Source organism: Pseudoalteromonas sp. ASV78, assembly GCF_047806705.1.
Lineage (GTDB): Bacteria > Pseudomonadota > Gammaproteobacteria > Enterobacterales > Alteromonadaceae > Pseudoalteromonas > Pseudoalteromonas prydzensis_A.
This window is the reverse complement of record NZ_JBLOPA010000001.1, coordinates 2,673,881-2,697,696: the sequence shown is the minus strand read 5'-3', so window position 1 is coordinate 2,697,696 and position 23,816 is coordinate 2,673,881. Positions and strand designations below refer to the sequence as shown.

Genomic DNA, 23,816 nt, shown 5'->3' with positions numbered 1-23,816 from the left:
CAGCATGGCTGTATTAATCGTGTTCATCAAGTAAAAATAGACTCTCAACCGAGGTATTAAATTGCAGCGCTATTTTCAACGCAATGATCACCGACGGTGTAAAGCGCGATGTTTCGACCGTACTAATGGTTTTGCGCGAAACATTAATCGCATCGGCTAGTTCTTGCTGCGATAGCCCCGCGGCTTTGCGAAATTCTGCTATATGGTTTTGCAGCTAAAGGTATTAAAATGTTTCAGTCACAATTCATATATTCAATGTAGAATGCAGAGAAGTGCATTTTTCTTCGTTGCACAATGATTTTAATGCTAACTCCCGCTATGATAAGAGTATTATTTGCACATTTGAAAGGACCATCATGAAAACCTTATTTAAAGTTATTGGCGTTATACTGTTATTGCTTGTTGCTTTAATCGTTGCAGCGCCGTTTTTAATCCCTACCGATGCAATCTTTAACAAAGTTTCGCAACAGGTAGAGCAAACCACAGGGCGAGCTCTGACCATTAAAGGTGACAAAACCTTATCTGTTTTTCCGTCATTAAAACTTGAGCTTGAAGATGTGCACTTTGCCAATATGAAAACGGGCTCACGCGCTGATATGGCAAGCATGCAGCAACTGGCAATTCATATTCCGTGGTTTTCGCTATTTGGTGGTGAACTGAAACTAGAAAAGTTTGTGATCAATGAACCAAATATTCTGCTCGAAACAGATAAAAATGGTAAAGCAAACTGGCAATTATTTGATGCGGTTGCAGAGCAGCCAGCAGCGCAGCAACAAAATAGTGGCCCAGTTAAGCTACCTGAAAACTTTGATATTGCATTAGGTGAAGTGGCCATTTACGGCGGTAAGTTTGTTTACTTAGATGGTGCGACTGGCGTTAAGCAAGAGATCAGCGATCTTGAGTTAGCAATTTTACTGCCTTCATTGCATAAAACATTAGAGGTGAAAGGCGCAATTACTTATATGCAAGAGCGCTTTGAACTGGATGTAACGGTTGATAACCCCGCTAAAGCCATTGAAGGCGATACCTTTAATGTGACTAAAAGTGTGACTTCTCGATTAGTCGATGTTGAGTTTAAAGGCTCAATTGCTGGCCAAGGCAAAGATATTCAAGGTCAATTATCGCTCAGTGGTGATTCAGTGAAAGACATTGCTAAATGGCAGGGAGTAGAGCTGAACGCCAAAGAAAACGCATTTAATGCATTTAGTGTTAGCGGCAAAATGCGTATGCAAGGTGATAAGTTCAATCTAGCTGAATTAGTCGCTACCCTTGATGCATTAGAGATCAAGGGGAAAAGTGAGCTTAATTTAGGTAAGCGTTTAGCCGTTAATGCTGATATCGATTTAGGCATGCTTGATTTAAATCCATACTTACCAGAAGCAGTTGCGCAAACTGAGGCATCAGAGCCTGCAAAGGATGCACCAGCGCAACCGATTGTTTGGGATGACACAAAAATGGATTTGAGTGGCTTAAATGCCCTAGATGCGAATGTGGTGATCCGTTCAAGTGGCTTACAAGCAAATGAAATCAAACTTGGTGCTAATCAATTTACAGTCACCCTTAAAAACGCGGTTGCTGCAGTTAGCCTAGATAAATTTGCCGCCTACGAAGGTAATGGTAAAGGCACAATAACGGTTAATGCGAAACAAGCTCCTTATCAAATCAGCACCAACTTCTCATTAGATAAAATAGATGCTCAACCATTGCTAACGGATGCGGCAGGCTTTGATAAGCTAATGGGCAAAGGCTCGTTAAATTGGGACTTAGCAACATCAGGTCAGAGCCAAAAAGACTTTATGAGTGCACTGCAAGGTAAATTGGCATTTGAGTTTGCCGATGGTGCAGTCAAAGGTGCCAATATCGCTGAAATGGTACGCAAAGGTAAAGAGCTAATTAAAGGCAACCTTGGAGCAGTATCAGAAGGGCTAGATACCGGCTTTGATAATTCCCAGCAAACAGATTTTTCTGCACTCACTGGTAGCTTTAACTTTACTAATGGCGTTGGTAAAAATACGGATCTTAGTTTACTAAGCCCGTTAGTACGTATCAGTGGTGAAGGAGATATAAACCTTCCAGCTACGACGGTTAACTATCGCTTAGTCACTGGCATTGTTGATTCACTTGAGGGACAGGGCACGACAGATGATAGCACTGGCTTTAAAATACCAGTGCGTATCAAAGGGCCATTCCATGATGTTGGCATTAGTTTAGACGTAAGCAAAGCCGCAGAAGATGAAGTAAAAGAGAAAGCCAAAGATAAAATCAAAGATAAATTAAAAGGTTTGTTCGGCAATTAATGCCGATTTTATTCGGTGATAAAACAATCAGGGCATAAATTTACCCTGATTGTTTTCTAATCAATGCTAAAATAGCAAAAACTGTTTTCTCAGCAAAATAGTCACCCTTGTATTTCTAAATTAATTAAAAAATAACCTACCACTACCCCTCCAATGCTGATACAATTGCCCGCCCTTGGAATGCAACTAGATTGTTTTTCGAGTGGTTTTTAACCTAAATGTCTTGATTTTAAACGATTTAAGGCAGTTGTAATAACTACACCGGAGGTCATTAACATGATCCAAATGCAAACTCAGCTGGAAGTTGCTGATAACAGCGGCGCTCGCAAAGTGCAGTGTATTAAAGTCTTAGGCGGTTCGCACCGTCGTTATGCAGCGATTGGTGACATCATTAAAGTTTCTGTTAAAGAAGCAATTCCTCGCGGTAAAGTGAAGAAAGGTGATGTTAAAAACGCGGTAGTTGTGCGTACTAAGAAAGGCGTTCGTCGTCCAGATGGTTCTTTGATCCGTTTTGACAGCAATGCGGCTGTTATCTTAAATGATAACTTGCAGCCAATTGGTACACGTATTTTCGGCCCTGTGACTCGCGAACTTCGTAATGATAAGTTCATGAAAATCGTTTCACTAGCCCCAGAAGTACTGTAAGGAGTCAATCATGGCAGCAAAAATCCGTCGTGATGACGAAGTAATCGTTCTAGCAGGTAAAGACAAAGGTAAGCGCGGCAAAGTGCTTTCAGTTGTTACCGAGTCTGGTCGAGTATTTGTCGAAGGCATTAACTTAATCAAGAAGCACCAAAAGCCGGTTCCACAATTGAACCAGCCTGGCGGCATTGTTGAGAAAGAAGCGTCTATTGACGTATCAAACGTTGCGATCTTCAACTCGGAAACGAGTAAAGCAGATCGTGTAGGTTTCAAGATTGAAGATGGTAAGAAATTACGTATCTTTAAATCTACTGGTAAAACTATCTAATAGTTGGAGTAGAATGATGGCGAAACTGCATGAAGTATATAAAGACAAAGTAGTTGCTGAACTTCAAGAGAAGTTTGGTTTCAGCTCTGTCATGCAAGTCCCTCAGATCGAAAAGATCACATTGAATATGGGCGTGGGCGAAGCCCTAGCTGACAAGAAAATTCTAGACAACGCTGTTGCGGATCTAGAAGCAATCGCTGGTCAGAAGCCACTCATTACTAAAGCACGCAAATCTGTTGCTGGCTTTAAAGTACGTGAAGGCTACCCAATTGGTTGTAAAGTAACCCTACGCGGCGAGCGTATGTGGGACTTTTTTGAGCGTTTGGTTTCAATCGCTATCCCACGTATCCGTGACTTCCGTGGTGTAAGTGCTAAGTCTTTTGATGGACGTGGTAACTACAGCATGGGCGTACGTGAACAAATCATCTTCCCAGAAATTGATTATGATAAAGTAGACCGCGTACGCGGTATGGATATCACAATCACTACATCTGCGAAAACAGATGAGGAAGGCCGTGCGTTGTTAGAAGCGTTTAACTTCCCATTCAAGAAATAAGGGTAGGGTTATGGCAAAGAATTCTATGAAAGCGCGCGAAGCAAAGCGCACAAAATTAGTTGCTCAGTTCGCTGAAAAGCGCGCAGCACTAAAAGCTATCATCAGCGATGTGAAAACATCTGACGATGATCGTTGGGACGCGGTATTAAAGCTACAAGCTTTACCACGTGATTCTAGCCCTGCACGTCAACGTAATCGTTGTAACATTACGGGCCGCCCACATGGTTACCTTCGCAAATTCGGCATGAGCCGTATTAAAGTTCGCGAAGCAGCTATGCGCGGTGAAATTCCTGGCCTTAAAAAGGCTAGCTGGTAATAGAATCACGGGAGTAAGACTATGAGCTTGCAAGATCCTATCGCGGATTTGTTCACACGTATCCGTAACGGTCAGTCAGCGAAGAAAGTATCTGTAACGATGCCTAATTCAAAACTGAAAGTAGCATTAGCTAAAGTATTAAAAGATGAAGGTTACATCACTGATTTCGCAGTAAGCGGCGATGTTAAACCTGAGCTTTCTATCGAGTTGAAATACTTCGAAGGCAAAGCTGTTATTGAAAATATCCAGCGTGTTAGCCGCCCTGGTTTACGTATCTATAAGAGACGTGACGAATTACCAAAGGTAATGGGTGGTCTAGGTATCGCTATCGTATCAACTTCTAAAGGCCTAATGACAGACCGCGCCGCACGTAGTGCTGGTGTTGGTGGTGAAATCATTGGTTTTGTAGCTTAATCGGAGGGGAACTATGTCTCGCATAGCAAAGGCACCAATTAATGTTCCTGCCGGTGTAGAAGTTACATTAAAAGGCCAGGACATCACAGTTAAAGGCAAAAACGGCGAATTAACGCGTACTATCAACTCTGCAGTTGAAGTACAACTTAACGACAACGTTATTACAACTTTACCTCGTGAAGGCGTAGCCAATGCATGGGCACAAGCAGGTACTGCTCGCGCTCTAATCAACAACATGGTTGTTGGTACGCATGAAGGTTACGAGAAGAAACTTCAGTTAGTAGGCGTTGGTTACCGTGCAGCAGCTAAGGGTAAAACATTAGATTTAACTCTTGGTTTCTCACACCCAGTTAATTTCGCAGTTCCTGAAGGAATTACGATTGAAACTCCAAGCCAAACAGAAGTTCTAGTTAAGGGCGTAGATAAGCAGTTAGTTGGTCAAACAGCTGCTAACATTCGTGCATACCGTAAACCTGAGCCTTATAAAGGTAAAGGTGTTCGTTATTCAGATGAGAATGTACGCCGTAAAGAGGCTAAGAAGAAGTAAGGTAAGACGATGGATAAAAAAACAGCTCGTCTACGTCGTGCTAAACGCACTCGTAGAAATTATATTGAACAAGGCACAACGCGTCTTGTTATCCACCGCACGCCACGTCACATTTACGCTCAAGTTGTAAACGCTGAGGGTAATGTACTGGCTGCTGCTTCTACTGTTGAAAAAGCTATTAGCGAAACAGTTAAAGGCACAGGCAACGTTGCAGCTGCACAAGCAGTTGGTAAAGCGGTTGCTGAACGTGCGGCTGACAAAGGCATCGAAAAGATTGCTTTTGATCGCAGTGGCTTTAAATATCACGGCCGTGTGAAGGCGCTAGCAGATGCTGCGCGTGAAGCCGGTTTGCAATTCTAGGAGTAGACAATGGCTAACGTAGAAGCAAAGCAACAACAGCCTGATCTAGCTGAAAAGCTAATCGCGGTGAACCGTGTGTCTAAAGTAGTTAAAGGTGGTCGTATCTTTAGCTTCACTGCACTAACTGTAGTTGGTGACGGCGCAGGTAAAGTAGGTTTCGGTTATGGTAAAGCACGTGAAGTTCCAGCTGCTATTCAAAAAGCAATGGAAAAAGCACGTCGTAACATGATCAACGTAGACCTAAATGGCAACACATTACAGCATCCTGTTAAAGGACGTCATGCTGGCTCTCTTGTGTTTATGAAACCAGCCTCTGAAGGTACTGGTATCATCGCAGGTGGTGCTATGCGTGCAGTACTAGAAGTTACTGGTGTGCAGAACGTACTTTCTAAATGTTACGGTTCTACTAACCCGATCAACGTTGTACGTGCAACGATCTCAGCTCTTGAGAATATGAATTCTCCTCAGTCGATCGCTGCAAAACGTGGTCTTCGAGTAGATGAGATTCTGGGGTAAACCATGGCTAATAAAACTGTAAAAGTAACACAAGTAAAGAGCTCTATCGGTCGTTTACCGAAGCATAAAGCTACATTACGCGGTCTTGGTTTACGTCGTATCAATCACACTGTTGAGTTAGAAGACACAGCATGTGTACGTGGTATGATCAACCAAGTTTCATACATGGTTAAGGTTGAGGGGTAATTCGAATGCATTTGAATACACTTTCTCCTGCTGCAGGTTCTAAATCTGCTCCAAAACGTGTTGGTCGTGGTATCGGTTCTGGTCTTGGTAAGACTGGTGGCCGTGGTCACAAAGGTCAAAAATCACGTTCTGGCGGTAAAGTACGCGTTGGTTTTGAAGGCGGTCAAATGCCTATGCAACGTCGTCTACCTAAGTTCGGTTTCACTTCTCGCAAATCATTAGTATCTGCAGAAATTAACCTATACGAAATCGCTAAAGTAGAAGGCGATGTGGTAGACCTAAGTACGTTACAGGCAGCTGGTCTAGTTAAAAAGAACGTTCTGTTCGTTAAAGTTGTTAAATCTGGCGAAGTTTCACGCGCTGTTACCGTTAAAGGCCTTAAAGCCTCTAAAGGTGCTCGCGAAGCTATCGAAGCCGCCGGAGGCAAGGTAGAAGACTAAGGAAGTACTAATGGCTAAACCAGGTCAAGATATACAAAGTGCACAAAGTGGGCTTTCGGAATTGAAACGTCGATTACTATTCGTATTGGGCGCTATCATTATTTACCGTCTAGGTTCATTTGTGCCAATCCCTGGGATTGACGCCGCTGTACTTGCCGATTTCTTCGAGCAACAAAAGGGCACCATTGTTGAAATGTTTAACATGTTCAGCGGTGGTGCGCTTGAGCGCGCTTCGGTGTTAGCACTGGGTATAATGCCTTACATCACAGCTTCAATTATTACGCAACTATTAACGCATATGTATCCGCCGTTTATAGAGCTTAAGAAAGAAGGTGAACAAGGTCGTAAGAAAATTAGCCAGTACACACGCTACGGCACGCTCTTGCTTGCTACTATCCAATCAATCGGTATTGCCACAAGCTTACCGGGTATGATGGACGGGTTAGTTGTTAACCCTGGTATGGGTTTCTATTTCACCGCAGTGGTGAGTTTAGTAACTGGTACTATGTTCCTGATGTGGTTGGGCGAGCAAATAACTGAACGCGGTATCGGTAACGGTATCTCAGTTCTGATATTTGTTGGTATTGTAGCTAACCTGCCGTCTGCTATTGGTTCGACAGCCGAAATGGCGCGCCAAGGTGATTTACATGTTTTAGCACTGTTATTGATTGCGGTAATCGTATTCGCTGTTACTTATCTTGTAGTGTTCTTTGAACGTGGACAACGTCGTATCGTCGTTAACTACGCAAAGCGTCAACAAGGTCGTCAAGTATTTGCTGCCCAAAGCACGCATTTACCACTAAAAGTAAACATGGCGGGTGTTATTCCACCAATCTTTGCTAGCAGTATAATTCTGTTCCCTGGTACAATTGCCAGCTGGTTCGGCCAGGGGGAAGGTCCTGTCGCTGATGTGCTACAAGCCATTGCTACAACGTTGACTCCAGGTCAACCTTTGTATGCTTTAGTTTTAGCTGCGGCTATTATCTTCTTCTGCTTTTTCTATACAGCGTTGGTGTTTAACCCACGTGAAACAGCAGATAACCTGAAAAAATCTGGCGCATTTATCCCAGGTATTCGTCCAGGCGAGCAGACATCGAAATACATTGATAAAGTGATGACACGCCTGACATTGGCAGGTGCTTTGTATATAACCTTTATCTGTCTGGTGCCCGAATTCATGACGATGGCATGGCAAACGCCATTCTACTTCGGCGGTACATCAATTTTGATTATCGTTGTTGTCATCATGGACTTTATGGCACAAGTACAGACTCATATGATGTCTCATCAATATGATTCTGTGCTGAAAAAAGCGAACCTTAAAGGCTACGGTCGATAAGGTCAGTTTACGGAGTTGAGCAATGAAAGTACGTGCTTCCGTTAAGAAAATATGCCGTAACTGTAAAGTTATTAAACGTGCCGGTGTTGTACGTGTAATTTGCAGTGAGCCTAAGCATAAGCAAAGGCAAGGTTAATTAATAAGTCGTGCAGGCTGAGGTTTCTCGGCCTGTGTTTTCAGTTGTGATTTGGTCTTCGTTTGAGTATCCTTACGGGCTCTTCAAACAGATGATAACCGAATTCAAATATAGGAGATGTGTTAGTGGCCCGTATCGCTGGCATTAACGTCCCTGATCATAAACATGCAGTTATTGGTTTAACAGCTATTTATGGCATAGGTAAGACTCGCTCTAAGGCTATCTTAGTAGCGACTGGTATCGCCGAGACCACAAAAATCGGTGAACTTTCAGACGAAACACTTGACGTATTGCGTGAAGCAGTTGGCAAGTACACTGTAGAAGGTGATCTTCGTCGTGAAGTTACTTTGAATATCAAGCGCCTTATGGACCTTGGTTGTTACCGTGGCCTACGTCACCGTCGCTCTTTACCACTACGTGGTCAAAGAACAAAGACTAACGCGCGTACCCGTAAGGGTCCTCGTAAGCCTATTAAGCGATAAGGGGATAGTATTATGGCTAAGACACCAATTCGTCGTAAAAAGGTTAAAAAGCAAGTTGCTGATGGTATGGCTCATGTTCATGCGTCTTTCAACAACACTATTGTTACAATTACCGACCGTCAAGGTAATGCACTATCATGGGCTACTGCCGGTGGTTCAGGTTTCCGTGGTTCACGTAAATCTACACCATTCGCTGCTCAGGTTGCTGCAGAGCGTGCAGGTACTGCTGCTCAAGAATACGGTTTAAAAAATCTAGAAGTTTTCATCAAAGGTCCAGGTCCAGGTCGTGAATCTGCTGTACGTGCTTTGAATGCTGCTGGTTACCGTATCACCAACATCACTGACGTGACGCCAATACCACACAATGGTTGTCGTCCACCGAAGAAACGTCGCGTTTAACAATAGGTTAGGAGAAATAACATGGCAAGATATTTGGGCCCTAAGCTCAAGCTGAGTCGTCGTGAAGGTACTGACCTGTTCCTTAAGAGCGGCGTAAGAGCTATCGACTCTAAGTGTAAACTTGAGACTGCACCTGGTCAGCACGGCGCTCGTAAAGGTCGCTTATCTGATTACGGTTTACAATTACGTGAAAAGCAAAAAGTACGTCGTATCTACGGTGTATTAGAAAAGCAATTCCGTAACTACTACAAAGAAGCTGCTCGCCTTAAGGGCAACACAGGTGAAAACTTGTTACAGCTTTTAGAGCAACGTTTAGACAATGTTGTATACCGCATGGGTTTTGCAAGCACACGTGCTGAAGCACGTCAGTTAGTAAGCCACAAAGCGGTTTTAGTTAATGGTCGTGTAGTGAACATTCCTTCATACGTAATTACTCCAGAAGATGTAGTAGTTATCCGTGAAAAGTCTAAGACACAAGCTCGTATCATCGCTGCTCTAGAACTAGCCGAGCAACGTGAAAAACCGACTTGGGTTGAAGTTGACGGTAAGAAAATGGAAGGTAATTTCAAACGCCTACCAGAGCGTTCAGACCTGTCTGCGGACATCAATGAACAACTAATCGTCGAACTTTACTCTAAGTAAAGTTAAGAGTTAAGAGAGGATAAAATGCAGGGTTCTGTTACAGAATTTCTAAAACCAAGGTTAGTCGATATCGACGCTATTAACCCAACTCGCTCTAAAGTAGTTTTAGAGCCATTAGAGCGTGGCTTCGGTCATACTCTTGGGAATGCCTTACGCCGTATACTTCTTTCGTCTATGCCAGGATGTGCAGTAACCGAAGTTGAAATCGACGGTGTGTTGCACGAATACAGCGCGAAAGAAGGCGTACAAGAAGACATCATTGAAATTCTGTTAAATCTTAAAGGTCTAGCAGTTACTTTGGAAGGTAAAGATGAAGTTTTTCTTACCCTGACTAAGTCTGGTGTAGGCCCTGTGACTGCGGCTGATATTCAGCACGATGGCGATGTAACCATTGCCAACCCAGATCATATTATTTGTCATTTAACGGCAGATAATAGCGCGATCAGCATGAGAATTCGTGTTGAACGTGGTCGTGGGTATGTGCCGGCATCTAGCCGTTTATCCTCTGATGACGATGAGCGTCCAATTGGTAGATTGTTGCTTGATGCATCATTTAGCCCAGTTGAGCGTATTGCGTACTCGGTTGAATCAGCACGTGTTGAACAACGTACAGACTTAGACAAGTTAATCATTGATATGGAAACAAACGGCACTATCGATCCAGAAGAAGCGATCCGCCGTGCGTCGACTATCTTAGCTGAGCAGCTAGAAGCATTCGTAGACTTACGTGATGTTACTGAGCCAGAAGAGAAAGAAGAGAAGCCAGAATTCGATCCTATTCTACTTCGTCCAGTTGATGATCTTGAACTAACAGTGCGTTCAGCAAACTGTTTGAAAGCCGAGCAAATTCAATATATCGGTGATTTAGTTCAGCGCACAGAAGTCGAGCTTCTTAAAACGCCTAACTTAGGCAAGAAGTCTCTGACTGAAATTAAAGACGTGCTAGCTTCACGTGGTCTATCTCTAGGTATGCGCCTAGAAAATTGGCCACCTGCAAGCCTAGCTGAATAATCTAAATCACTATATTAGTTTAGTTAGAAGGATAGGGTCATGCGCCATCGTAAGAGTGGTCGTCAATTAAACCGTAACAGCAGCCATCGTAAAGCGATGTTCAGCAATATGGCAGGTTCTTTGGTGAAACATGAAATCATCAAAACTACTTTGCCAAAAGCGAAAGAGTTACGTCGTGTAATTGAACCTTTAATCACACTGGCTAAGACTGACAGTGTAGCAAATCGCCGTTTAGCGTTTGCTCGCACGCGTGATAAAGAAGTAGTTGGTAAGTTGTTCAGTGAAATCGGTCCTCGCAATACAGACCGTCCAGGTGGTTACACTCGTATTATCAAGTGTGGCTTCCGTGCTGGTGACAATGCACCAATGGCTTATATTGAACTAGTAGGTCGCACATCTGCGAACGAAGAAGTTCAAGAAGACGCGCAGTCTGCTGAGTAAGTCTTAAAGACACCAAAAAGCCGAGCTTAACGCTCGGCTTTTTAATGCCTAAAATTCCTATAAATAAACAAGCTACTTCAGTACCATCCAATAAGCGCTGCTCTCTTTTCAAAACATCTTTTAATGTAATAGCAATCAGCTACTCTATTATCGCTACTTAACTATGTATATTGATCGCGTTGTTGATCATCAATAATGATCATTTTGTTCAAACCATTTAGAAGATCTTACCGTTTAGTCATCTAAAGTGGCTGAAAATAGCTATGTTTAGTATTGTTTTTGGGCGTTTAGTTTAAATAAACAACGAACAGCACTTTATTTTAAGTTTTCTTCAAAAAAGGGTTGATCTGTTTTTGGATCTCCCTATAATGCGACCCCACTGAGACGGCAGACAGCAACGCTTAGCGAGGCAAGAGTCACTTAGTAAGTCGAATAAAACTTGAGTTTAGATTTTTAATAAAGTTTAAATTTAAGTGTTGACAAAAAATAGGAAAGCGTAATATGCGCAGCCCTAGCGAGATAAAGTTTAACTTTAACCGCAACGTTCTTTAACAATATAAAGCAATCATCTGTGTGGGCACTCGTACAGATTGAGTTCTAACAGCCAAGCTTAGTTCGCTAAGTAAGGCAAAAAAATTTAGAGTCTCAATGTGATTTCTCGAAAGAGAAGCTGAGTGACCAACAGCAATAATTTACTTAGGTTTTACTTAAGAAAAAATTGCAGCACAGTCAATTCGTTTTTGGTAACAAAAACAAATAATTCAGAATTCATTGAGCATGTCCTTTGGACAGAAAAAACTTTTAATTGAAGAGTTTGATCATGGCTCAGATTGAACGCTGGCGGCAGGCCTAACACATGCAAGTCGAGCGGTAACAGAGAGGTGCTTGCACCTTTGCTGACGAGCGGCGGACGGGTGAGTAATGCTTGGGAATATGCCTTTTGGTGGGGGACAACAGTTGGAAACGACTGCTAATACCGCATGATGTCTACGGACCAAAGTGGGGGACCTTCGGGCCTCACGCCAAAAGATTAGCCCAAGTGGGATTAGCTAGTTGGTAAGGTAATGGCTTACCAAGGCGACGATCCTAGCTGGTTTGAGAGGATGATCAGCCACACTGGGACTGAGACACGGCCCAGACTCCTACGGGAGGCAGCAGTGGGGAATATTGCACAATGGGCGCAAGCCTGATGCAGCCATGCCGCGTGTGTGAAGAAGGCCTTCGGGTTGTAAAGCACTTTCAGTAAGGAGGAAAGGGTGTGTTTTAATAGAGCACATCTGTGACGTTACTTACAGAAGAAGCACCGGCTAACTCCGTGCCAGCAGCCGCGGTAATACGGAGGGTGCGAGCGTTAATCGGAATTACTGGGCGTAAAGCGTACGCAGGCGGTTTGTTAAGCGAGATGTGAAAGCCCTGGGCTCAACCTGGGAACTGCATTTCGAACTGGCAAACTAGAGTGTGATAGAGGGTGGTAGAATTTCAGGTGTAGCGGTGAAATGCGTAGAGATCTGAAGGAATACCGATGGCGAAGGCAGCCACCTGGGTCAACACTGACGCTCATGTACGAAAGCGTGGGGAGCAAACAGGATTAGATACCCTGGTAGTCCACGCCGTAAACGATGTCTACTAGAAGCTCGGGTCCTCGGACTTGTTTTTCAAAGCTAACGCATTAAGTAGACCGCCTGGGGAGTACGGCCGCAAGGTTAAAACTCAAATGAATTGACGGGGCCCGCACAAGCGGTGGAGCATGTGGTTTAATTCGATGCAACGCGAAGAACCTTACCTACACTTGACATACTGAGAACTTGCTAGAGATAGTTTGGTGCCTTCGGGAACTCAGATACAGGTGCTGCATGGCTGTCGTCAGCTCGTGTTGTGAGATGTTGGGTTAAGTCCCGCAACGAGCGCAACCCCTATCCTTAGTTGCTAGCAGGTAATGCTGAGAACTCTAAGGAGACTGCCGGTGATAAACCGGAGGAAGGTGGGGACGACGTCAAGTCATCATGGCCCTTACGTGTAGGGCTACACACGTGCTACAATGGCGCATACAGAGTGCTGCGAACTCGCGAGAGTAAGCGAATCACTTAAAGTGCGTCGTAGTCCGGATTGAGTCTGCAACTCGACTCCATGAAGTCGGAATCGCTAGTAATCGCGTATCAGAATGACGCGGTGAATACGTTCCCGGGCCTTGTACACACCGCCCGTCACACCATGGGAGTGGGTTGCTCCAGAAGTAGATAGTCTAACCTTAGGGAGGACGTTTACCACGGAGTGATTCATGACTGGGGTGAAGTCGTAACAAGGTAGCCCTAGGGGAACCTGGGGCTGGATCACCTCCTTATACGATTTAGAACTTATTTGTTCGTAGTGTCCACACAGATGATTGTTAGTTAGTTTTGCCCAGTGGGTTTAACTAATTAATATGCTCTTTAAAAATTTGGAAAAGCTGATAATAAAATTCGTATGAATACATTTGTATTTATACAGAGTTTTCAAAAGTAAAAAGAATGATAGCAGTATCATTCAGTGCCATTTAATGAACGTTTACGTTTGTTGATTGGTATCTACTTTAGTATTCAATATTAACTTCTGGCGAAGTTAAACTGTCACGAAACAAAGACCCGTTTGGGTTGTATGGTTAAGTGACTAAGCGTACACGGTGGATGCCTTGGCAGTTGGAGGCGATGAAGGACGTATTAACTTGCGATAAGCCTAGTCAAGCTAGTAAAAAGCACTTGAGACTAGGATTTCCGAATGGGGAAACCCACCTGCTTGCAGGTATCGTTAACTGAATACATAGGTTAACGAGGCGAACGCGGAGAACTGAAACATCTAAGTACCCGTAGGAAAAGAAATCAACCGAGATTCCGGAAGTAGCGGCGAGCGAAACCGGAACAGCCCTTAAGCTTATTATGTGTTAATGGAAGGCGCTGGAAAGCGCCACGATACAGGGTGATAGTCCCGTACATGAAAATGCATTTTAAGTGAAATCGAGTAGGTCGGAGCACGTGAAACTTTGACTGAATATAGGTGGACCATCATCTAAGGCTAAATACTCCCAACTGACCGATAGTGAACCAGTACCGTGAGGGAAAGGCGAAAAGAACCCCTGTGAGGGGAGTGAAATAGAACCTGAAACCGTGTACGTACAAGCAGTAGGAGCCCACTTGTTGGGTGACTGCGTACCTTTTGTATAATGGGTCAGCGACTTATATTTTGTAGCGAGGTTAACCGATTAGGGTAGCCGTAGGGAAACCGAGTCTTAACTGGGCGAATAGTTGCAAGGTATAGACCCGAAACCCGGTGATCTAGCCATGGGCAGGTTGAAGGTTGAGTAACATCAACTGGAGGACCGAACCCACTAACGTTGAAAAGTTAGGGGATGACCTGTGGCTAGGAGTGAAAGGCTAATCAAACCGGGAGATAGCTGGTTCTCCCCGAAATCTATTTAGGTAGAGCCTCGGACGAATACTTACGGGGTAGAGCACTGTTAAGGCTAGGGGGTCATCCCGACTTACCAACCCTTTGCAAACTCCGAATACCGTAAAGTACTATCCGGGAGACACACGGCGGGTGCTAACGTCCGTCGTGAAGAGGGAAACAACCCAGACCGCCAGCTAAGGTCCCAAAGTCATAGTTAAGTGGGAAACGATGTGGAAAGGCCCAGACAGCCAGGAGGTTGGCTTAGAAGCAGCCATCCTTTAAAGAAAGCGTAATAGCTCACTGGTCGAGTCGGTCTGCGCGGAAGATGTAACGGGGCTAAACTATGCACCGAAGCTGCGGATTTGAGCATACCACCCAAGCTATTTTGATTAACGTTAACGTGCGAAGCACCTAACGTTCAAGCGTCACCCGACCGAGAGTCGGTGGTGGCGATAAAAGATAGTTTCGGGGTATGCTCAAGTGGTAGGGGAGCGTTCTGTAAGCGGTTGAAGGTGTACCGGGAGGTATGCTGGACGTATCAGAAGTGCGAATGCTGACATGAGTAACGATAATGCGGGTGAAAAACCCGCACGCCGGAAGACCAAGGGTTCCTATCCCATGTTAATCAGGGTAGGGTAAGTCGACCCCTAAGGCGAGGCCGAAAGGCGTAGTCGATGGGAAACGGATTAATATTTCCGTACTTGGTATAATTGCGATGGGGGGACGGAGCAGGCTAAGCAAGCATGGCGTTGGTAGTCCATGTGAAAGTGAGTAGGCTAGCGACTTAGGTAAATCCGGGTTGCTGTTAGGCTGAGACACGAGACGAGTCACTAAGGTGATGAAGTTGCTGATGCCATACTTCCAGGAAAAGCCTCTAAGCTTCAGATTATACCGAATCGTACCCCAAACCGACACAGGTGGTCAGGTAGAGAATACTAAGGCGCTTGAGAGAACTCGGGTGAAGGAACTAGGCAAAATCGTACCGTAACTTCGGGAGAAGGTACGCTCCGATTGGTGATGAGACTTGCTCTCTAAGCTGATTGGAGCCGCAGTGACCAGGTGGCTGGGACTGTTTATTAAAAACACAGCACTGTGCAAAATCGCAAGATGACGTATACGGTGTGACACCTGCCCGGTGCCGGAAGGTTAATTGATGGGGTTATCTTCGGAGAAGCTCTTGATCGAAGCCCCGGTAAACGGCGGCCGTAACTATAACGGTCCTAAGGTAGCGAAATTCCTTGTCGGTAAGTTCCGACCTGCACGAATGGTGTAACCATGGCCACGCTGTCTCCACCCGAGACTCAGTGAAATTGAAATCGCAGTGAAGATGCTGTGTACCCGCGGCTAGACGGAAAGACCCCGTGAACCTTTACTACAGCTTGGCACTGAACATTGAACCTACATGTGTAGGATAGGTGGGAGACTTTGAAGGCGAGACGCTAGTCTTGTTGGAGTCGTCCTTGAAATACCACCCTTGTAGTTTTGATGTTCTAACGTTGGCCCCTGAATCGGGGTTACGGACAGTGCCTGGTGGGTAGTTTGACTGGGGCGGTCTCCTCCCAAAGAGTAACGGAGGAGCACGAAGGTTGGCTAAGTACGGTCGGACATCGTACGGTTAGTGTAATGGTAGAAGCCAGCTTAACTGCGAGACAGACACGTCGAGCAGGTACGAAAGTAGGTCATAGTGATCCGGTGGTTCTGAATGGAAGGGCCATCGCTCAACGGATAAAAGGTACTCCGGGGATAACAGGCTGATACCGCCCAAGAGTTCATATCGACGGCGGTGTTTGGCACCTCGATGTCGGCTCATCACATCCTGGGGCTGAAGTCGGTCCCAAGGGTATGGCTGTTCGCCATTTAAAGTGGTACGCGAGCTGGGTTTAGAACGTCGTGAGACAGTTCGGTCCCTATCTGCCGTGGGCGTTTGAGAATTGAGAGGGGTTGCTCCTAGTACGAGAGGACCGGAGTGAACGAACCGCTGGTGTTCGGGTTGTCATGCCAATGGCATTGCCCGGTAGCTACGTTCGGAACTGATAAGCGCTGAAAGCATCTAAGCGCGAAGCAGGCCTCGAGATGAGTTCTCACTAGACTTTTAAAGTCTCTGAAGGGCCGTTGAAGACTACAACGTTGATAGGCAAGATGTGGAAGCATAGTGATATGTTAAGCTAACTTGTACTAATTACCCGTGAGGCTTAACCATACAACGCCAAACGCGTTTTATGTGATAGTTGAACAAGCGAAGAAGTTAATAGACTAAAGTAGATTTACTGGCAGCTGTAAGCGATAAGCTTAAAGTTGTAAGAAGACAATTATCAGCCATTTTCCAAATTTTAATTAATTGGCTCGAAAGAGCGGATTAATACCAAATTTGCTTGGTGACAATAGCGTTTTGGACCCACCTGACCCCATGCCGAACTCAGTAGTGAAACGAAACAGCGCCGATGATAGTGTAGCATTTGTTATGTGAAAGTAGGTCATCGCCAGGCTCCAAATAAAGAAAGCCGCTTCAGAAATGAAGCGGCTTTTTTACGTTTTATGCTTAGTTAGCGAGGGGAAAGTTAGCGAACGCTTGACATAGGGCGCGAAAAGTTTATTTTTGTAAAACTCGCAAACTCGCAAACTCGCAAACTCGCAAACTCGCAAACTCGCAAACTCGCAAACTCGCAAACTCGCAAACTCGCAAACTCGCAAACTCGCAAATCTCGCAAACTCGCAAACTCGCAAACTCGCAAACTCGCAAACTCGCAAACTCGCAAACCTATTTCCTCTATCAGCTAATGAATTTTGATTTTATGACTGTTTCAAATTCATGACAGTAAGTAACTCAGTAATTACAAAATAGGCTGTAATATTTAGTTAATTATGTCGCCAAAAACTGCAATAGTGAGTTGATTTCTATATGCTCTTGCCAAATTATTATACTAATAGGTGAAGTGCATGAACTCTTCCACTGATGCTGCGCAGTTTGACGCAGTGACAACAAGTAAATCGAAATGGAATTTTCATGATACCCAATGGGTGTTGAGTCTTTTTGGTACTGCAGTCGGTGCTGGTATTTTGTTTTTGCCAATTAATATTGGTATTGGCGGCTTTTGGCCGCTGATCATTTTAGCGTGTATGGCGTTGCCGATGACATTTTTAGCCCACCGTGGCTTAGCGCGTTTTGTATTGTCATCAAAGAACAAAGATGCAGATTTTACCGATGTAGTTGAAGAGCATTTTGGTGCTAATGCGGGTAGATTAATTTCTCTATTGTACTTCTTATCAATCTTTCCAATCTTACTGATCTATGGCGTTGGTTTAACCAATACAGTAGATAGCTTTATAGTTAATCAGCTTGGTATGGAATCCCCTTCTCGGCTGCTACTCTCAGGTGTGTTAGTTGCCGGTATGATCAGCCTCATGCTCGGTGGTGAAAGGCTAATGTTGCGTGCTTTTGCGATTTTAGTGTATCCGTTAGTGGGTATTTTATTGTTTTTATCGTTGTATTTAATTCCGAGCTGGCAAGTACCAAATATGGCCTTTCCTGAGTTTGCAGGCTTTAGTAAAACGTTATGGCTGTCAATTCCTATTATAGTGTTCTCATTTAGCCACGCAGCGGCGATCTCAAGCTTTGTAAACGTGCAACGAGGCCATTATGGTAATCAAGCGACAGCTAAGTCTGAGGCGATTCTAAAGCGCACTAGCTTGCTGTTAATTGTATTCGTGCTGTTATTTGTATTTTCGTGTGTACTATCTTTAACGCCAGAGCAAATGCTGCAAGCCAAAGCGCAGAACGTGTCAGTGTTATCTTATCTTGCAAATGTGACAGACAATTCCTTTATTGCTACCTTTGGCCCATTGGTGGCATTTATTGCTATCACTTCATCTTTCTTAGGTCATTTTTTAGGTGCGCGAGAGAGTTTTAATGGACTGGTGACTAAACAAACAAGTTTGTCGATGAGAAGTGCCGATAAAATTGGCGTTGCTATTATGTTCTTGGCAATTTGGTTTTGTGCCGTTAAAAACCCAAGTATCTTAGATATGATGGACCAACTATCAGGGCCGATTATTGCGATGATCTTATTCATCATGCCGATGATTGCTGTTTATAAAGTTCCAGCATTACAAAAATACCGTGGCCGGTTTAGCACCTTGTTTGTGTTAGCGGTAGGCTTATTAGCGGTAGCTGCTTTGATCTATGGCTTTGTTGCTTAGCGAGTAGCTGTAGAGTATTTAGTTAGATTAAATAAAAGCCCTATAGGTGACAAACTTACAGGGCTTTTTAGATTATGCTATTGCAGCTAGGGCGCGGGCTCTAATATCAGCGGCAAAGGCTAGGCCTTTTTTGAAACTTGTTTCAGCAGCACTAATCGCATCTGCATCGCCATTCGCTGCCAGCACAGCTTGGCTTAGCGCATTATAAAGGTTTTTAATTTGTGCTTGGTAGGCTGAATCAATCGCACTTTCAATCGTTGTCATTACTTCTTCCCGTAGAATCAATTAATTGAACCATGAATGTTAAAACACAATGGCTGATTTTACGAGAGGCTTTTGTAGGTTTCACAAGGTGAGGATGTAGGCTTACTTACAAGCTAGCGCTCAAAGTTTATTGTCTCACCTGTAGGTCAGGCTTTAGCCTGAAAAATGTGACGGGATAAATCCCGACCTACAGAACACCGAGGGTTAAATTTCTATTTAAGGTATGTAGTTGCTAGTTATTTCTAATTTTAAGTAATTAAGTATAGACTGGGCTAGTTGCTTTAACTTGTTTACATATAAGGATATTAAATTGTCGCAGTCTCTTCCTATTCCAGCCCAGCGCTGGTTATCACTTTTATTGTGCGCAATTACCGCGGCCGCGATTACGGTATTTTTAAGTAACGTCAGTTTTGTACAGCAAGTTTATGTAAGCTGGGCCAGTATTTTACACGCGAGCCCTGTGCTGCATTATAGTTTTGCTTTTCTTGCCGGCATTGGCATCAAGCTAATGCTGGATAAGTTTTATATCTCCCACGCCAAACGCAGTATTGGGTTTAACTGGCGATATCCGCCAGTGACGATAAGTGTATTGTTTGGCTTACTTTTCATTGTGGGTTATGTGTACTTCACGTATTCCAATGAAATAGTAGAACAACTGACTGCTCATGCCTTTGTAAGTTTTAAGTTTCTGTCACTGAGTTTTTTAGCTGTTGCAACGACTATTATCTATCAAACTAAACTGTATACAAAAAATCCCATATTTTCGGTTGTACTGTGTGCGGTATCAGCATTTTATTTATTCTCAGCAATAAGCTTAGTTGAAACAGAGCAAGCATTCAGGGTGTTCTTTTGTATAGCAGTTGCTTATTTGGCCATGTCGGTATATTTGCTATGTGAGCAGCTAAAAGCATCTAGCGCAGAGTCGAAAGTCGAATCAAAACAAGAAGCTGAATTAACGCTTGAGAGCTTAGAAAATTTTCGAAAATGGTTTAAAGACGATTCCACTATTAAAAATACTGAGCAATTAGAGCCTGACTTGCAGGTTTATGCAAAGCGTATTACTGAGCGGCTTCGGACAGGCGGTGATAAGGAAGCATATGAAAAAAGGGGAGCACAGCACATTGCATTGTGTGGGTCATTTGGATGCGGAAAAAGCAGTATTGTAGAAAGTATTGCAAATGATTTAGCAAACAGCCCTAAGCAAGATGGGATCTGGATACACAGTGATATATCAACATGGGGCGCAGCCAGTGGCAGTGTTGCACATGTGATACTCAGTAATATCATCGATGATATCAGCCAGCACATTGATATGTGCGCCTTTCGGGCGCTACCAAAACATTATACCGAAGCCCTAAAATCAGGCGGCAGCGTATTTCAATTTGCATCCACACTACTCGCAGGCCCAATTGATATTGAGCAAAGCTTTCAAAAGCTTAATGATGTGCTTGAAGTAACTAATCATCAATTACTGATCACTCTGCAAGATGTCGATCGTGGCACCGGTGATGAAAATGAAAAACGTCTAAATGATATCGCTGCACTTTTAGATCGACTAAAGAATAAAAACCTAGGTCAAATTAACTTTATCATCGCAATGGGTAATGAAAATGATATTGCCGCAGAAGTGATTTCAAAAGCAACAGACTATAGAGAAGATATTACTCAAATAGATTACTCTGAAATTACTCGTAAATTTATTGAAGAATCCCTTGTAGCTTCGGTTAATGAGGGGAATATTTTAATTATTTGGGATAATTTACCAAAATTCAGGCTTGAAGAGCGTGCTTTAGAAGATAGCTATACAGTACTTGCTGTAGGTAACAAACAACATCTAATACAAGTTTTAAGAAGTCGGGTTAATAATTTATTTAATGATGAAGTGTCAGTTTTTAATAGTGCGGTTACCTCGATTAGAACATTAAAAAAAATCTTCCGTAGGGTACATCAAAGTTGGCAACCAGATAAATTAATGGGAGAAGTTAATTTTCTATCTTTAGTGTTGGCTTCTTGCTTAAGAGAAGTTAAGCCAATTTACTTTCAAAGATTTATTAGTAATTACGATAAGTTTATTAAGGATAAAAATAAGAATATCAACAAGTTTATAGATTCTGAAGATCAACTATTTATAGACTATTTTAAAGTCATGCTTGGACATGGTGAAGACAGGTTTAAAATGATGGAAGAGGAACAACAAAAAAAGCCATTATTAACTGCTTTAGAGGAAATAGCTGACAAGTTAGATACAAATAAAGAACCTGAAGTAATAACATTTCGACCCAATGAGCTTTTAAAATCGACGCAATCTCTTGCATGTATGGATCCGACGGTTGATTATTTAAAAAGAATATTAAATGAGGGTATACGGGAAAACGAGCTAAGTGAACAGCACGTGTTTAAGCGCTTAATGAAAGTTGAGGAGCTTAAATTTCTCGCTGACGACTTATGCCATAATTTGCAATTTCAAATAGTTGTATCGAGGTTTGAAGATATCCTCTTTGGTAAAAACGGCATAATGGGAGAAACGCCTACAGAGAAACTATATAGTGCTGTTCTTCAAAAAATAAATGATGAGTACTATACGCATGAAAGTGTTTTTACTGGGATTTTTTCAAAAATGTTTGTATACCTTGCAAAACATAAAAGTTTGAAATCCTTAGTTTCAAATCTGCTCACAACGTTTGATAAAAATGGTTCTTGGTATTTAATTAGTGAGTGCTTAGATGAACTAAGAAGGCAACTCCCTTCTAGAAGTGATTTAGATAAAAAAATAGAGACTGAAGAAAAGAGTTTACTAGAAATTGGTGAGTTATTGTTGGAAAAAGATGTCGATGAGAGTCTCCTCGACTGTATTTATAGTTTAGCGACGCTCGCTAATTATTTTAAAGGTGGTGCTGGGCGGCCTAATTTTACGTTTGTTTTTGAGCTAATACTAAGTAATTTGGGAAGCAATGCTGCTAAATTGTTTGTGAAAATGTACCTTGTAGAGAGAGCGCAAAAGTATGATAGGACGTTTATTTCTGCAATGAAAGATCAATCATTGCCTAAACTAGATCTTTTATCAAAAGAAGTTAAAAAATTAACTTCGCAAGGGTTTAGTAGTCAAGATATTGATAACGCATGTAAGGATCTTGACCCTTTTAGGTAGAAACTAATGCTAGTAAGACTCTTTGCCATGAAGAACCACGCTGATGGAGTGAGCTTCATAGCATAGAGATGATTAGAATTTTTCTCTGTGTAGCGCGAAGCGCCTCGGTGCTCTCAGTGGTGAGATTGTTTTTAAAGCAAACACCGAGTAGGGTTTTTCGTGGCTGAAGCCAACTCCTACGAGTGAAGAGTCGAGGTTAAACTTTTAAGGCTCTACAGCTTATGGCTTAAACATGCTGGGTTTCGCTTCGCTCTACCCAGCCTACGTTACTATACTCAACCCAGCCAACGGTGATTAATTTAACGCCGATCTGTTTCAGCTAGCTAACTCGCTAACTTTACCCTCGCTAGCTTATCCCTCTATCACACTCACCACAAAATACGGATTCAAATATTCATCCTTAGTATTGTAAACAAGCGGGCTGCCGTCGAGTTTAGTGACTTTTGCGCCGGCGATTTCGGCTATAGCATGGCCTGCGCCGGTGTCCCATTCACAGGTTGGGCCTAGGCGTGGGTAAATATCAGCGCTGCCTTCGGCGACTAAACACAGTTTTAATGAACTGCCTTTTGAGACCATTTCCACCTCATCAAAGCGTTTTACAAACTCGGCTAAATCAGGGGAAGGATGCGAGCGGCTGCCGACGACACGAATAAGCCCTTTGTTAGGCTTGGTGGTGACTTTAAGCTCAATGCGCTCATCACCACGGTCTTTAAATGCGCCGATGGCCTCAGCTGCGAGATAAGACACGCCTAGCGCAGGGGCATCTACTACAGCTAAGATAGGTTTGCCGTTTTCAATCAAGGCGATGTTAACGGTAAACTCACCGTTCTTTTTAATAAATTCTTTGGTGCCGTCGATTGGGTCAACCAGCCAATAGCGGGTCCAGGTTTGGCGGATATCCCAGCTGATATCGGCACTTTCTTCACTGAGTACTGGGATGTCTGGGGTTAAGTGGGCTAGGCCATTGGCAATCACTTTGTGGGCTGCAAGATCGGCGTCGGTTACTGGGCTTTCATCAGCTTTGTACTCAACGTTAAAATCCTTTTCGTAAATCCCCATAATAGCGCTGCCAGCTTGGCGGGCGAGGATCAGTATTTCTTCGAGCAGTTCCGTTTGGTTCATGACTTAACCTTTAATAATTTGCTGTTGTTTTAGATACGCTATCAGTTCTTGCACCGATTGGTCTAGGGTGTTTTTGCTGGTATCTAAAATTATTTCCGGTGAATGGGGTACTTGATAGTCTGAATCAATACCTGTGAAGTGTTTTATTTCACCGGCACGGGCTTTTTTATACAAGCCTTTTGGATCGCGACTTTCGCATACGTCCAGCGGCGTGTCTAAAAACACTTCGATAAATTCACCGTCATCGACTAAGTTTCTGACCATATCGCGTTCAGCGCGAAATGGGGAAATAAATGCGGTGAGTACCAATAATCCAGCATCGACCATTAGCTTGGCGGTTTCACCAACGCGGCGAATATTTTCGATGCGATCTTCGTCGCTAAAGCCTAGATCTTTACATAAGCCATGGCGTACGTTGTCGCCATCAAGCAGGTAAGTATGAATACCTTGCTGGTTTAGTGCGCTTTCAAGGGCGTTTGCTACGGTACTTTTACCCGAGCCGGAAAAACCAGTGAACCATAAGATAGCTGGTTTATGGCTTTTGTGCTCGCTACGTTGTGCTTTAGTAATGGCATAGTTATGCCAAACAATGTTCTCATCCATTGTAAAA

At 43.4% G+C, this 23,816-nt stretch carries 24 protein-coding genes and 3 rRNA genes; 23 read left to right on the top strand and 4 right to left on the bottom strand.

Features of this window, described 5'->3' with window-relative positions:
• Nucleotides 1–13: 13 nt before the first annotated feature.
• On the bottom strand, nt 14–214 hold the full coding sequence (locus tag ACMVDV_RS12105; RefSeq protein WP_416159093.1) for a helix-turn-helix transcriptional regulator: 201 nt from the start codon (nt 212–214) through the stop codon (nt 14–16).
• Between the two features lie 142 nt (nt 215–356).
• On the opposite strand from ACMVDV_RS12105, the gene ACMVDV_RS12100 reads away from it, so the two are divergent.
• The 22 genes from ACMVDV_RS12100 (at nt 357) to ACMVDV_RS11995 (ending at nt 18,672) form a co-directional block, all read left to right on the top strand.
• Nucleotides 357–2,297, top strand: coding sequence for an AsmA family protein (locus ACMVDV_RS12100; RefSeq protein ID WP_416158280.1), 1,941 nt, complete (start codon nt 357–359; stop codon nt 2,295–2,297).
• A gap of 276 nt (nt 2,298–2,573) precedes the next feature.
• Entirely contained in the window at nt 2,574–2,942 is a 369-nt protein-coding gene (gene rplN / locus ACMVDV_RS12095; RefSeq protein ID WP_011329449.1) for a 50S ribosomal protein L14, read from the top strand.
• A gap of 10 nt (nt 2,943–2,952) precedes the next feature.
• Nucleotides 2,953–3,267, top strand: a complete 315-nt coding sequence (gene rplX / locus ACMVDV_RS12090) for a 50S ribosomal protein L24 (protein WP_016710194.1) — start codon at nt 2,953–2,955, stop codon at nt 3,265–3,267.
• Nucleotides 3,268–3,283: 16 nt separating this feature from the next.
• Nucleotides 3,284–3,823 carry a 50S ribosomal protein L5 gene (gene rplE, locus ACMVDV_RS12085; protein ID WP_016710195.1) on the top strand — a complete coding sequence of 180 codons (540 nt, stop codon included), beginning with the start codon at nt 3,284–3,286 and terminating at the stop codon, nt 3,821–3,823.
• A 10-nt stretch (nt 3,824–3,833) separates the two neighbouring features.
• Nucleotides 3,834–4,139, top strand: coding sequence for a 30S ribosomal protein S14 (rpsN, locus tag ACMVDV_RS12080; RefSeq protein ID WP_058562128.1), 306 nt, complete (start codon nt 3,834–3,836; stop codon nt 4,137–4,139).
• A gap of 21 nt (nt 4,140–4,160) precedes the next feature.
• Nucleotides 4,161–4,553 carry a 30S ribosomal protein S8 gene (gene rpsH, locus ACMVDV_RS12075; RefSeq protein WP_064668469.1) on the top strand — a complete coding sequence of 131 codons (393 nt, stop codon included), beginning with the start codon at nt 4,161–4,163 and terminating at the stop codon, nt 4,551–4,553.
• Nucleotides 4,554–4,566: 13 nt separating this feature from the next.
• Nucleotides 4,567–5,100 carry a 50S ribosomal protein L6 gene (gene rplF, locus ACMVDV_RS12070; RefSeq protein ID WP_169020345.1) on the top strand — a complete coding sequence of 178 codons (534 nt, stop codon included), beginning with the start codon at nt 4,567–4,569 and terminating at the stop codon, nt 5,098–5,100.
• Between the two features lie 9 nt (nt 5,101–5,109).
• On the top strand, nt 5,110–5,460 hold the full coding sequence (rplR, locus tag ACMVDV_RS12065) for a 50S ribosomal protein L18 (RefSeq protein WP_008115388.1): 351 nt from the start codon (nt 5,110–5,112) through the stop codon (nt 5,458–5,460).
• Between the two features lie 9 nt (nt 5,461–5,469).
• Nucleotides 5,470–5,976 carry a 30S ribosomal protein S5 gene (gene rpsE / locus ACMVDV_RS12060; protein WP_002959485.1) on the top strand — a complete coding sequence of 169 codons (507 nt, stop codon included), beginning with the start codon at nt 5,470–5,472 and terminating at the stop codon, nt 5,974–5,976.
• 3 nt (nt 5,977–5,979) lie between these two features.
• Nucleotides 5,980–6,162, top strand: coding sequence for a 50S ribosomal protein L30 (rpmD, locus tag ACMVDV_RS12055; protein WP_016710201.1), 183 nt, complete (start codon nt 5,980–5,982; stop codon nt 6,160–6,162).
• 5 nt (nt 6,163–6,167) lie between these two features.
• A complete protein-coding gene (rplO, locus tag ACMVDV_RS12050) occupies nt 6,168–6,602 on the top strand; it encodes a 50S ribosomal protein L15 (RefSeq protein ID WP_054206422.1) in 435 nt (144 codons plus the stop codon).
• Nucleotides 6,603–6,612: 10 nt separating this feature from the next.
• Nucleotides 6,613–7,941, top strand: a complete 1,329-nt coding sequence (gene secY, locus ACMVDV_RS12045; protein WP_416158279.1) for a preprotein translocase subunit SecY — start codon at nt 6,613–6,615, stop codon at nt 7,939–7,941.
• A gap of 22 nt (nt 7,942–7,963) precedes the next feature.
• Nucleotides 7,964–8,077 carry a 50S ribosomal protein L36 gene (gene rpmJ, locus ACMVDV_RS12040; RefSeq protein ID WP_002959476.1) on the top strand — a complete coding sequence of 38 codons (114 nt, stop codon included), beginning with the start codon at nt 7,964–7,966 and terminating at the stop codon, nt 8,075–8,077.
• A gap of 125 nt (nt 8,078–8,202) precedes the next feature.
• A complete protein-coding gene (gene rpsM / locus ACMVDV_RS12035) occupies nt 8,203–8,559 on the top strand; it encodes a 30S ribosomal protein S13 (protein WP_145241916.1) in 357 nt (118 codons plus the stop codon).
• Nucleotides 8,560–8,571: 12 nt separating this feature from the next.
• Nucleotides 8,572–8,958, top strand: a complete 387-nt coding sequence (rpsK, locus tag ACMVDV_RS12030; protein WP_002959471.1) for a 30S ribosomal protein S11 — start codon at nt 8,572–8,574, stop codon at nt 8,956–8,958.
• Between the two features lie 21 nt (nt 8,959–8,979).
• The gene (rpsD, locus tag ACMVDV_RS12025) at nt 8,980–9,600 is read left to right on the top strand and encodes a 30S ribosomal protein S4 (protein WP_416158278.1); all 621 of its coding nucleotides are present in this window, start codon (nt 8,980–8,982) and stop codon (nt 9,598–9,600) included.
• A 24-nt stretch (nt 9,601–9,624) separates the two neighbouring features.
• Nucleotides 9,625–10,611, top strand: coding sequence for a DNA-directed RNA polymerase subunit alpha (locus ACMVDV_RS12020; protein ID WP_145241913.1), 987 nt, complete (start codon nt 9,625–9,627; stop codon nt 10,609–10,611).
• Nucleotides 10,612–10,650: 39 nt separating this feature from the next.
• Complete coding sequence (gene rplQ / locus ACMVDV_RS12015) at nt 10,651–11,052, top strand: 50S ribosomal protein L17 (RefSeq protein WP_016710207.1); 402 nt, start codon at nt 10,651–10,653, stop codon at nt 11,050–11,052.
• A gap of 802 nt (nt 11,053–11,854) precedes the next feature.
• Nucleotides 11,855–13,393: ribosomal RNA gene (locus tag ACMVDV_RS12010) — 16S ribosomal RNA — on the top strand.
• A gap of 295 nt (nt 13,394–13,688) precedes the next feature.
• Nucleotides 13,689–16,675 (top strand): 23S ribosomal RNA (locus tag ACMVDV_RS12005).
• A 171-nt stretch (nt 16,676–16,846) separates the two neighbouring features.
• Nucleotides 16,847–16,961 (top strand): 5S ribosomal RNA (gene rrf, locus ACMVDV_RS12000).
• The 16S, 23S and 5S rRNA genes sit together here, the layout of an rRNA operon.
• Before the next feature lie 451 nt (nt 16,962–17,412).
• Entirely contained in the window at nt 17,413–18,672 is a 1,260-nt protein-coding gene (locus ACMVDV_RS11995; protein WP_416158277.1) for an aromatic amino acid transport family protein, read from the top strand.
• A gap of 72 nt (nt 18,673–18,744) precedes the next feature.
• On the opposite strand, the gene ACMVDV_RS11990 is transcribed toward ACMVDV_RS11995, so the two are convergent.
• Complete coding sequence (locus ACMVDV_RS11990; RefSeq protein WP_182719258.1) at nt 18,745–18,936, bottom strand: hypothetical protein; 192 nt, start codon at nt 18,934–18,936, stop codon at nt 18,745–18,747.
• Between the two features lie 310 nt (nt 18,937–19,246).
• On the opposite strand from ACMVDV_RS11990, the gene ACMVDV_RS11985 reads away from it, so the two are divergent.
• Entirely contained in the window at nt 19,247–22,084 is a 2,838-nt protein-coding gene (locus tag ACMVDV_RS11985; RefSeq protein ID WP_416158276.1) for a P-loop NTPase fold protein, read from the top strand.
• A 351-nt stretch (nt 22,085–22,435) separates the two neighbouring features.
• On the opposite strand, the gene cysQ is transcribed toward ACMVDV_RS11985, so the two are convergent.
• Nucleotides 22,436–23,206 carry a 3'(2'),5'-bisphosphate nucleotidase CysQ gene (cysQ, locus tag ACMVDV_RS11980; RefSeq protein ID WP_416158275.1) on the bottom strand — a complete coding sequence of 257 codons (771 nt, stop codon included), beginning with the start codon at nt 23,204–23,206 and terminating at the stop codon, nt 22,436–22,438.
• A gap of 3 nt (nt 23,207–23,209) precedes the next feature.
• Nucleotides 23,210–23,809, bottom strand: coding sequence for an adenylyl-sulfate kinase (gene cysC, locus ACMVDV_RS11975; protein WP_304178177.1), 600 nt, complete (start codon nt 23,807–23,809; stop codon nt 23,210–23,212).
• Nucleotides 23,810–23,816 lie beyond the last annotated feature (7 nt).

Excerpts from the sequence above, each read along its gene's own strand:
- rpsH (WP_064668469.1), top strand. The coding sequence starts at position 4,161 with ATGAGCTTGCAAGATCCTATCGCGGATTTGTTCACACGTATCCGTAAC.
- rplQ (WP_016710207.1), top strand. The coding sequence starts at position 10,651 with ATGCGCCATCGTAAGAGTGGTCGTCAATTAAACCGTAACAGCAGCCAT.
- rpsK (WP_002959471.1), top strand. The coding sequence starts at position 8,572 with ATGGCTAAGACACCAATTCGTCGTAAAAAGGTTAAAAAGCAAGTTGCT.
- rpsE (WP_002959485.1), top strand. The coding sequence starts at position 5,470 with ATGGCTAACGTAGAAGCAAAGCAACAACAGCCTGATCTAGCTGAAAAG.
- ACMVDV_RS11990 (WP_182719258.1), bottom strand. The coding sequence starts at position 18,936 with ATGACAACGATTGAAAGTGCGATTGATTCAGCCTACCAAGCACAAATT.
- rplO (WP_054206422.1), top strand. The coding sequence starts at position 6,168 with ATGCATTTGAATACACTTTCTCCTGCTGCAGGTTCTAAATCTGCTCCA.
- rplN (WP_011329449.1), top strand. The coding sequence starts at position 2,574 with ATGATCCAAATGCAAACTCAGCTGGAAGTTGCTGATAACAGCGGCGCT.
- rpsD (WP_416158278.1), top strand. The coding sequence starts at position 8,980 with ATGGCAAGATATTTGGGCCCTAAGCTCAAGCTGAGTCGTCGTGAAGGT.
- rplF (WP_169020345.1), top strand. The coding sequence starts at position 4,567 with ATGTCTCGCATAGCAAAGGCACCAATTAATGTTCCTGCCGGTGTAGAA.
- cysC (WP_304178177.1), bottom strand. The coding sequence starts at position 23,809 with ATGGATGAGAACATTGTTTGGCATAACTATGCCATTACTAAAGCACAA.
- ACMVDV_RS11995 (WP_416158277.1), top strand. The coding sequence starts at position 17,413 with ATGAACTCTTCCACTGATGCTGCGCAGTTTGACGCAGTGACAACAAGT.
- rplE (WP_016710195.1), top strand. The coding sequence starts at position 3,284 with ATGGCGAAACTGCATGAAGTATATAAAGACAAAGTAGTTGCTGAACTT.
- cysQ (WP_416158275.1), bottom strand. The coding sequence starts at position 23,206 with ATGAACCAAACGGAACTGCTCGAAGAAATACTGATCCTCGCCCGCCAA.
- rplX (WP_016710194.1), top strand. The coding sequence starts at position 2,953 with ATGGCAGCAAAAATCCGTCGTGATGACGAAGTAATCGTTCTAGCAGGT.
- rplR (WP_008115388.1), top strand. The coding sequence starts at position 5,110 with ATGGATAAAAAAACAGCTCGTCTACGTCGTGCTAAACGCACTCGTAGA.
- secY (WP_416158279.1), top strand. The coding sequence starts at position 6,613 with ATGGCTAAACCAGGTCAAGATATACAAAGTGCACAAAGTGGGCTTTCG.
- ACMVDV_RS12020 (WP_145241913.1), top strand. The coding sequence starts at position 9,625 with ATGCAGGGTTCTGTTACAGAATTTCTAAAACCAAGGTTAGTCGATATC.
- ACMVDV_RS12100 (WP_416158280.1), top strand. The coding sequence starts at position 357 with ATGAAAACCTTATTTAAAGTTATTGGCGTTATACTGTTATTGCTTGTT.
- rpmJ (WP_002959476.1), top strand. The coding sequence starts at position 7,964 with ATGAAAGTACGTGCTTCCGTTAAGAAAATATGCCGTAACTGTAAAGTT.
- rpmD (WP_016710201.1), top strand. The coding sequence starts at position 5,980 with ATGGCTAATAAAACTGTAAAAGTAACACAAGTAAAGAGCTCTATCGGT.
- rpsN (WP_058562128.1), top strand. The coding sequence starts at position 3,834 with ATGGCAAAGAATTCTATGAAAGCGCGCGAAGCAAAGCGCACAAAATTA.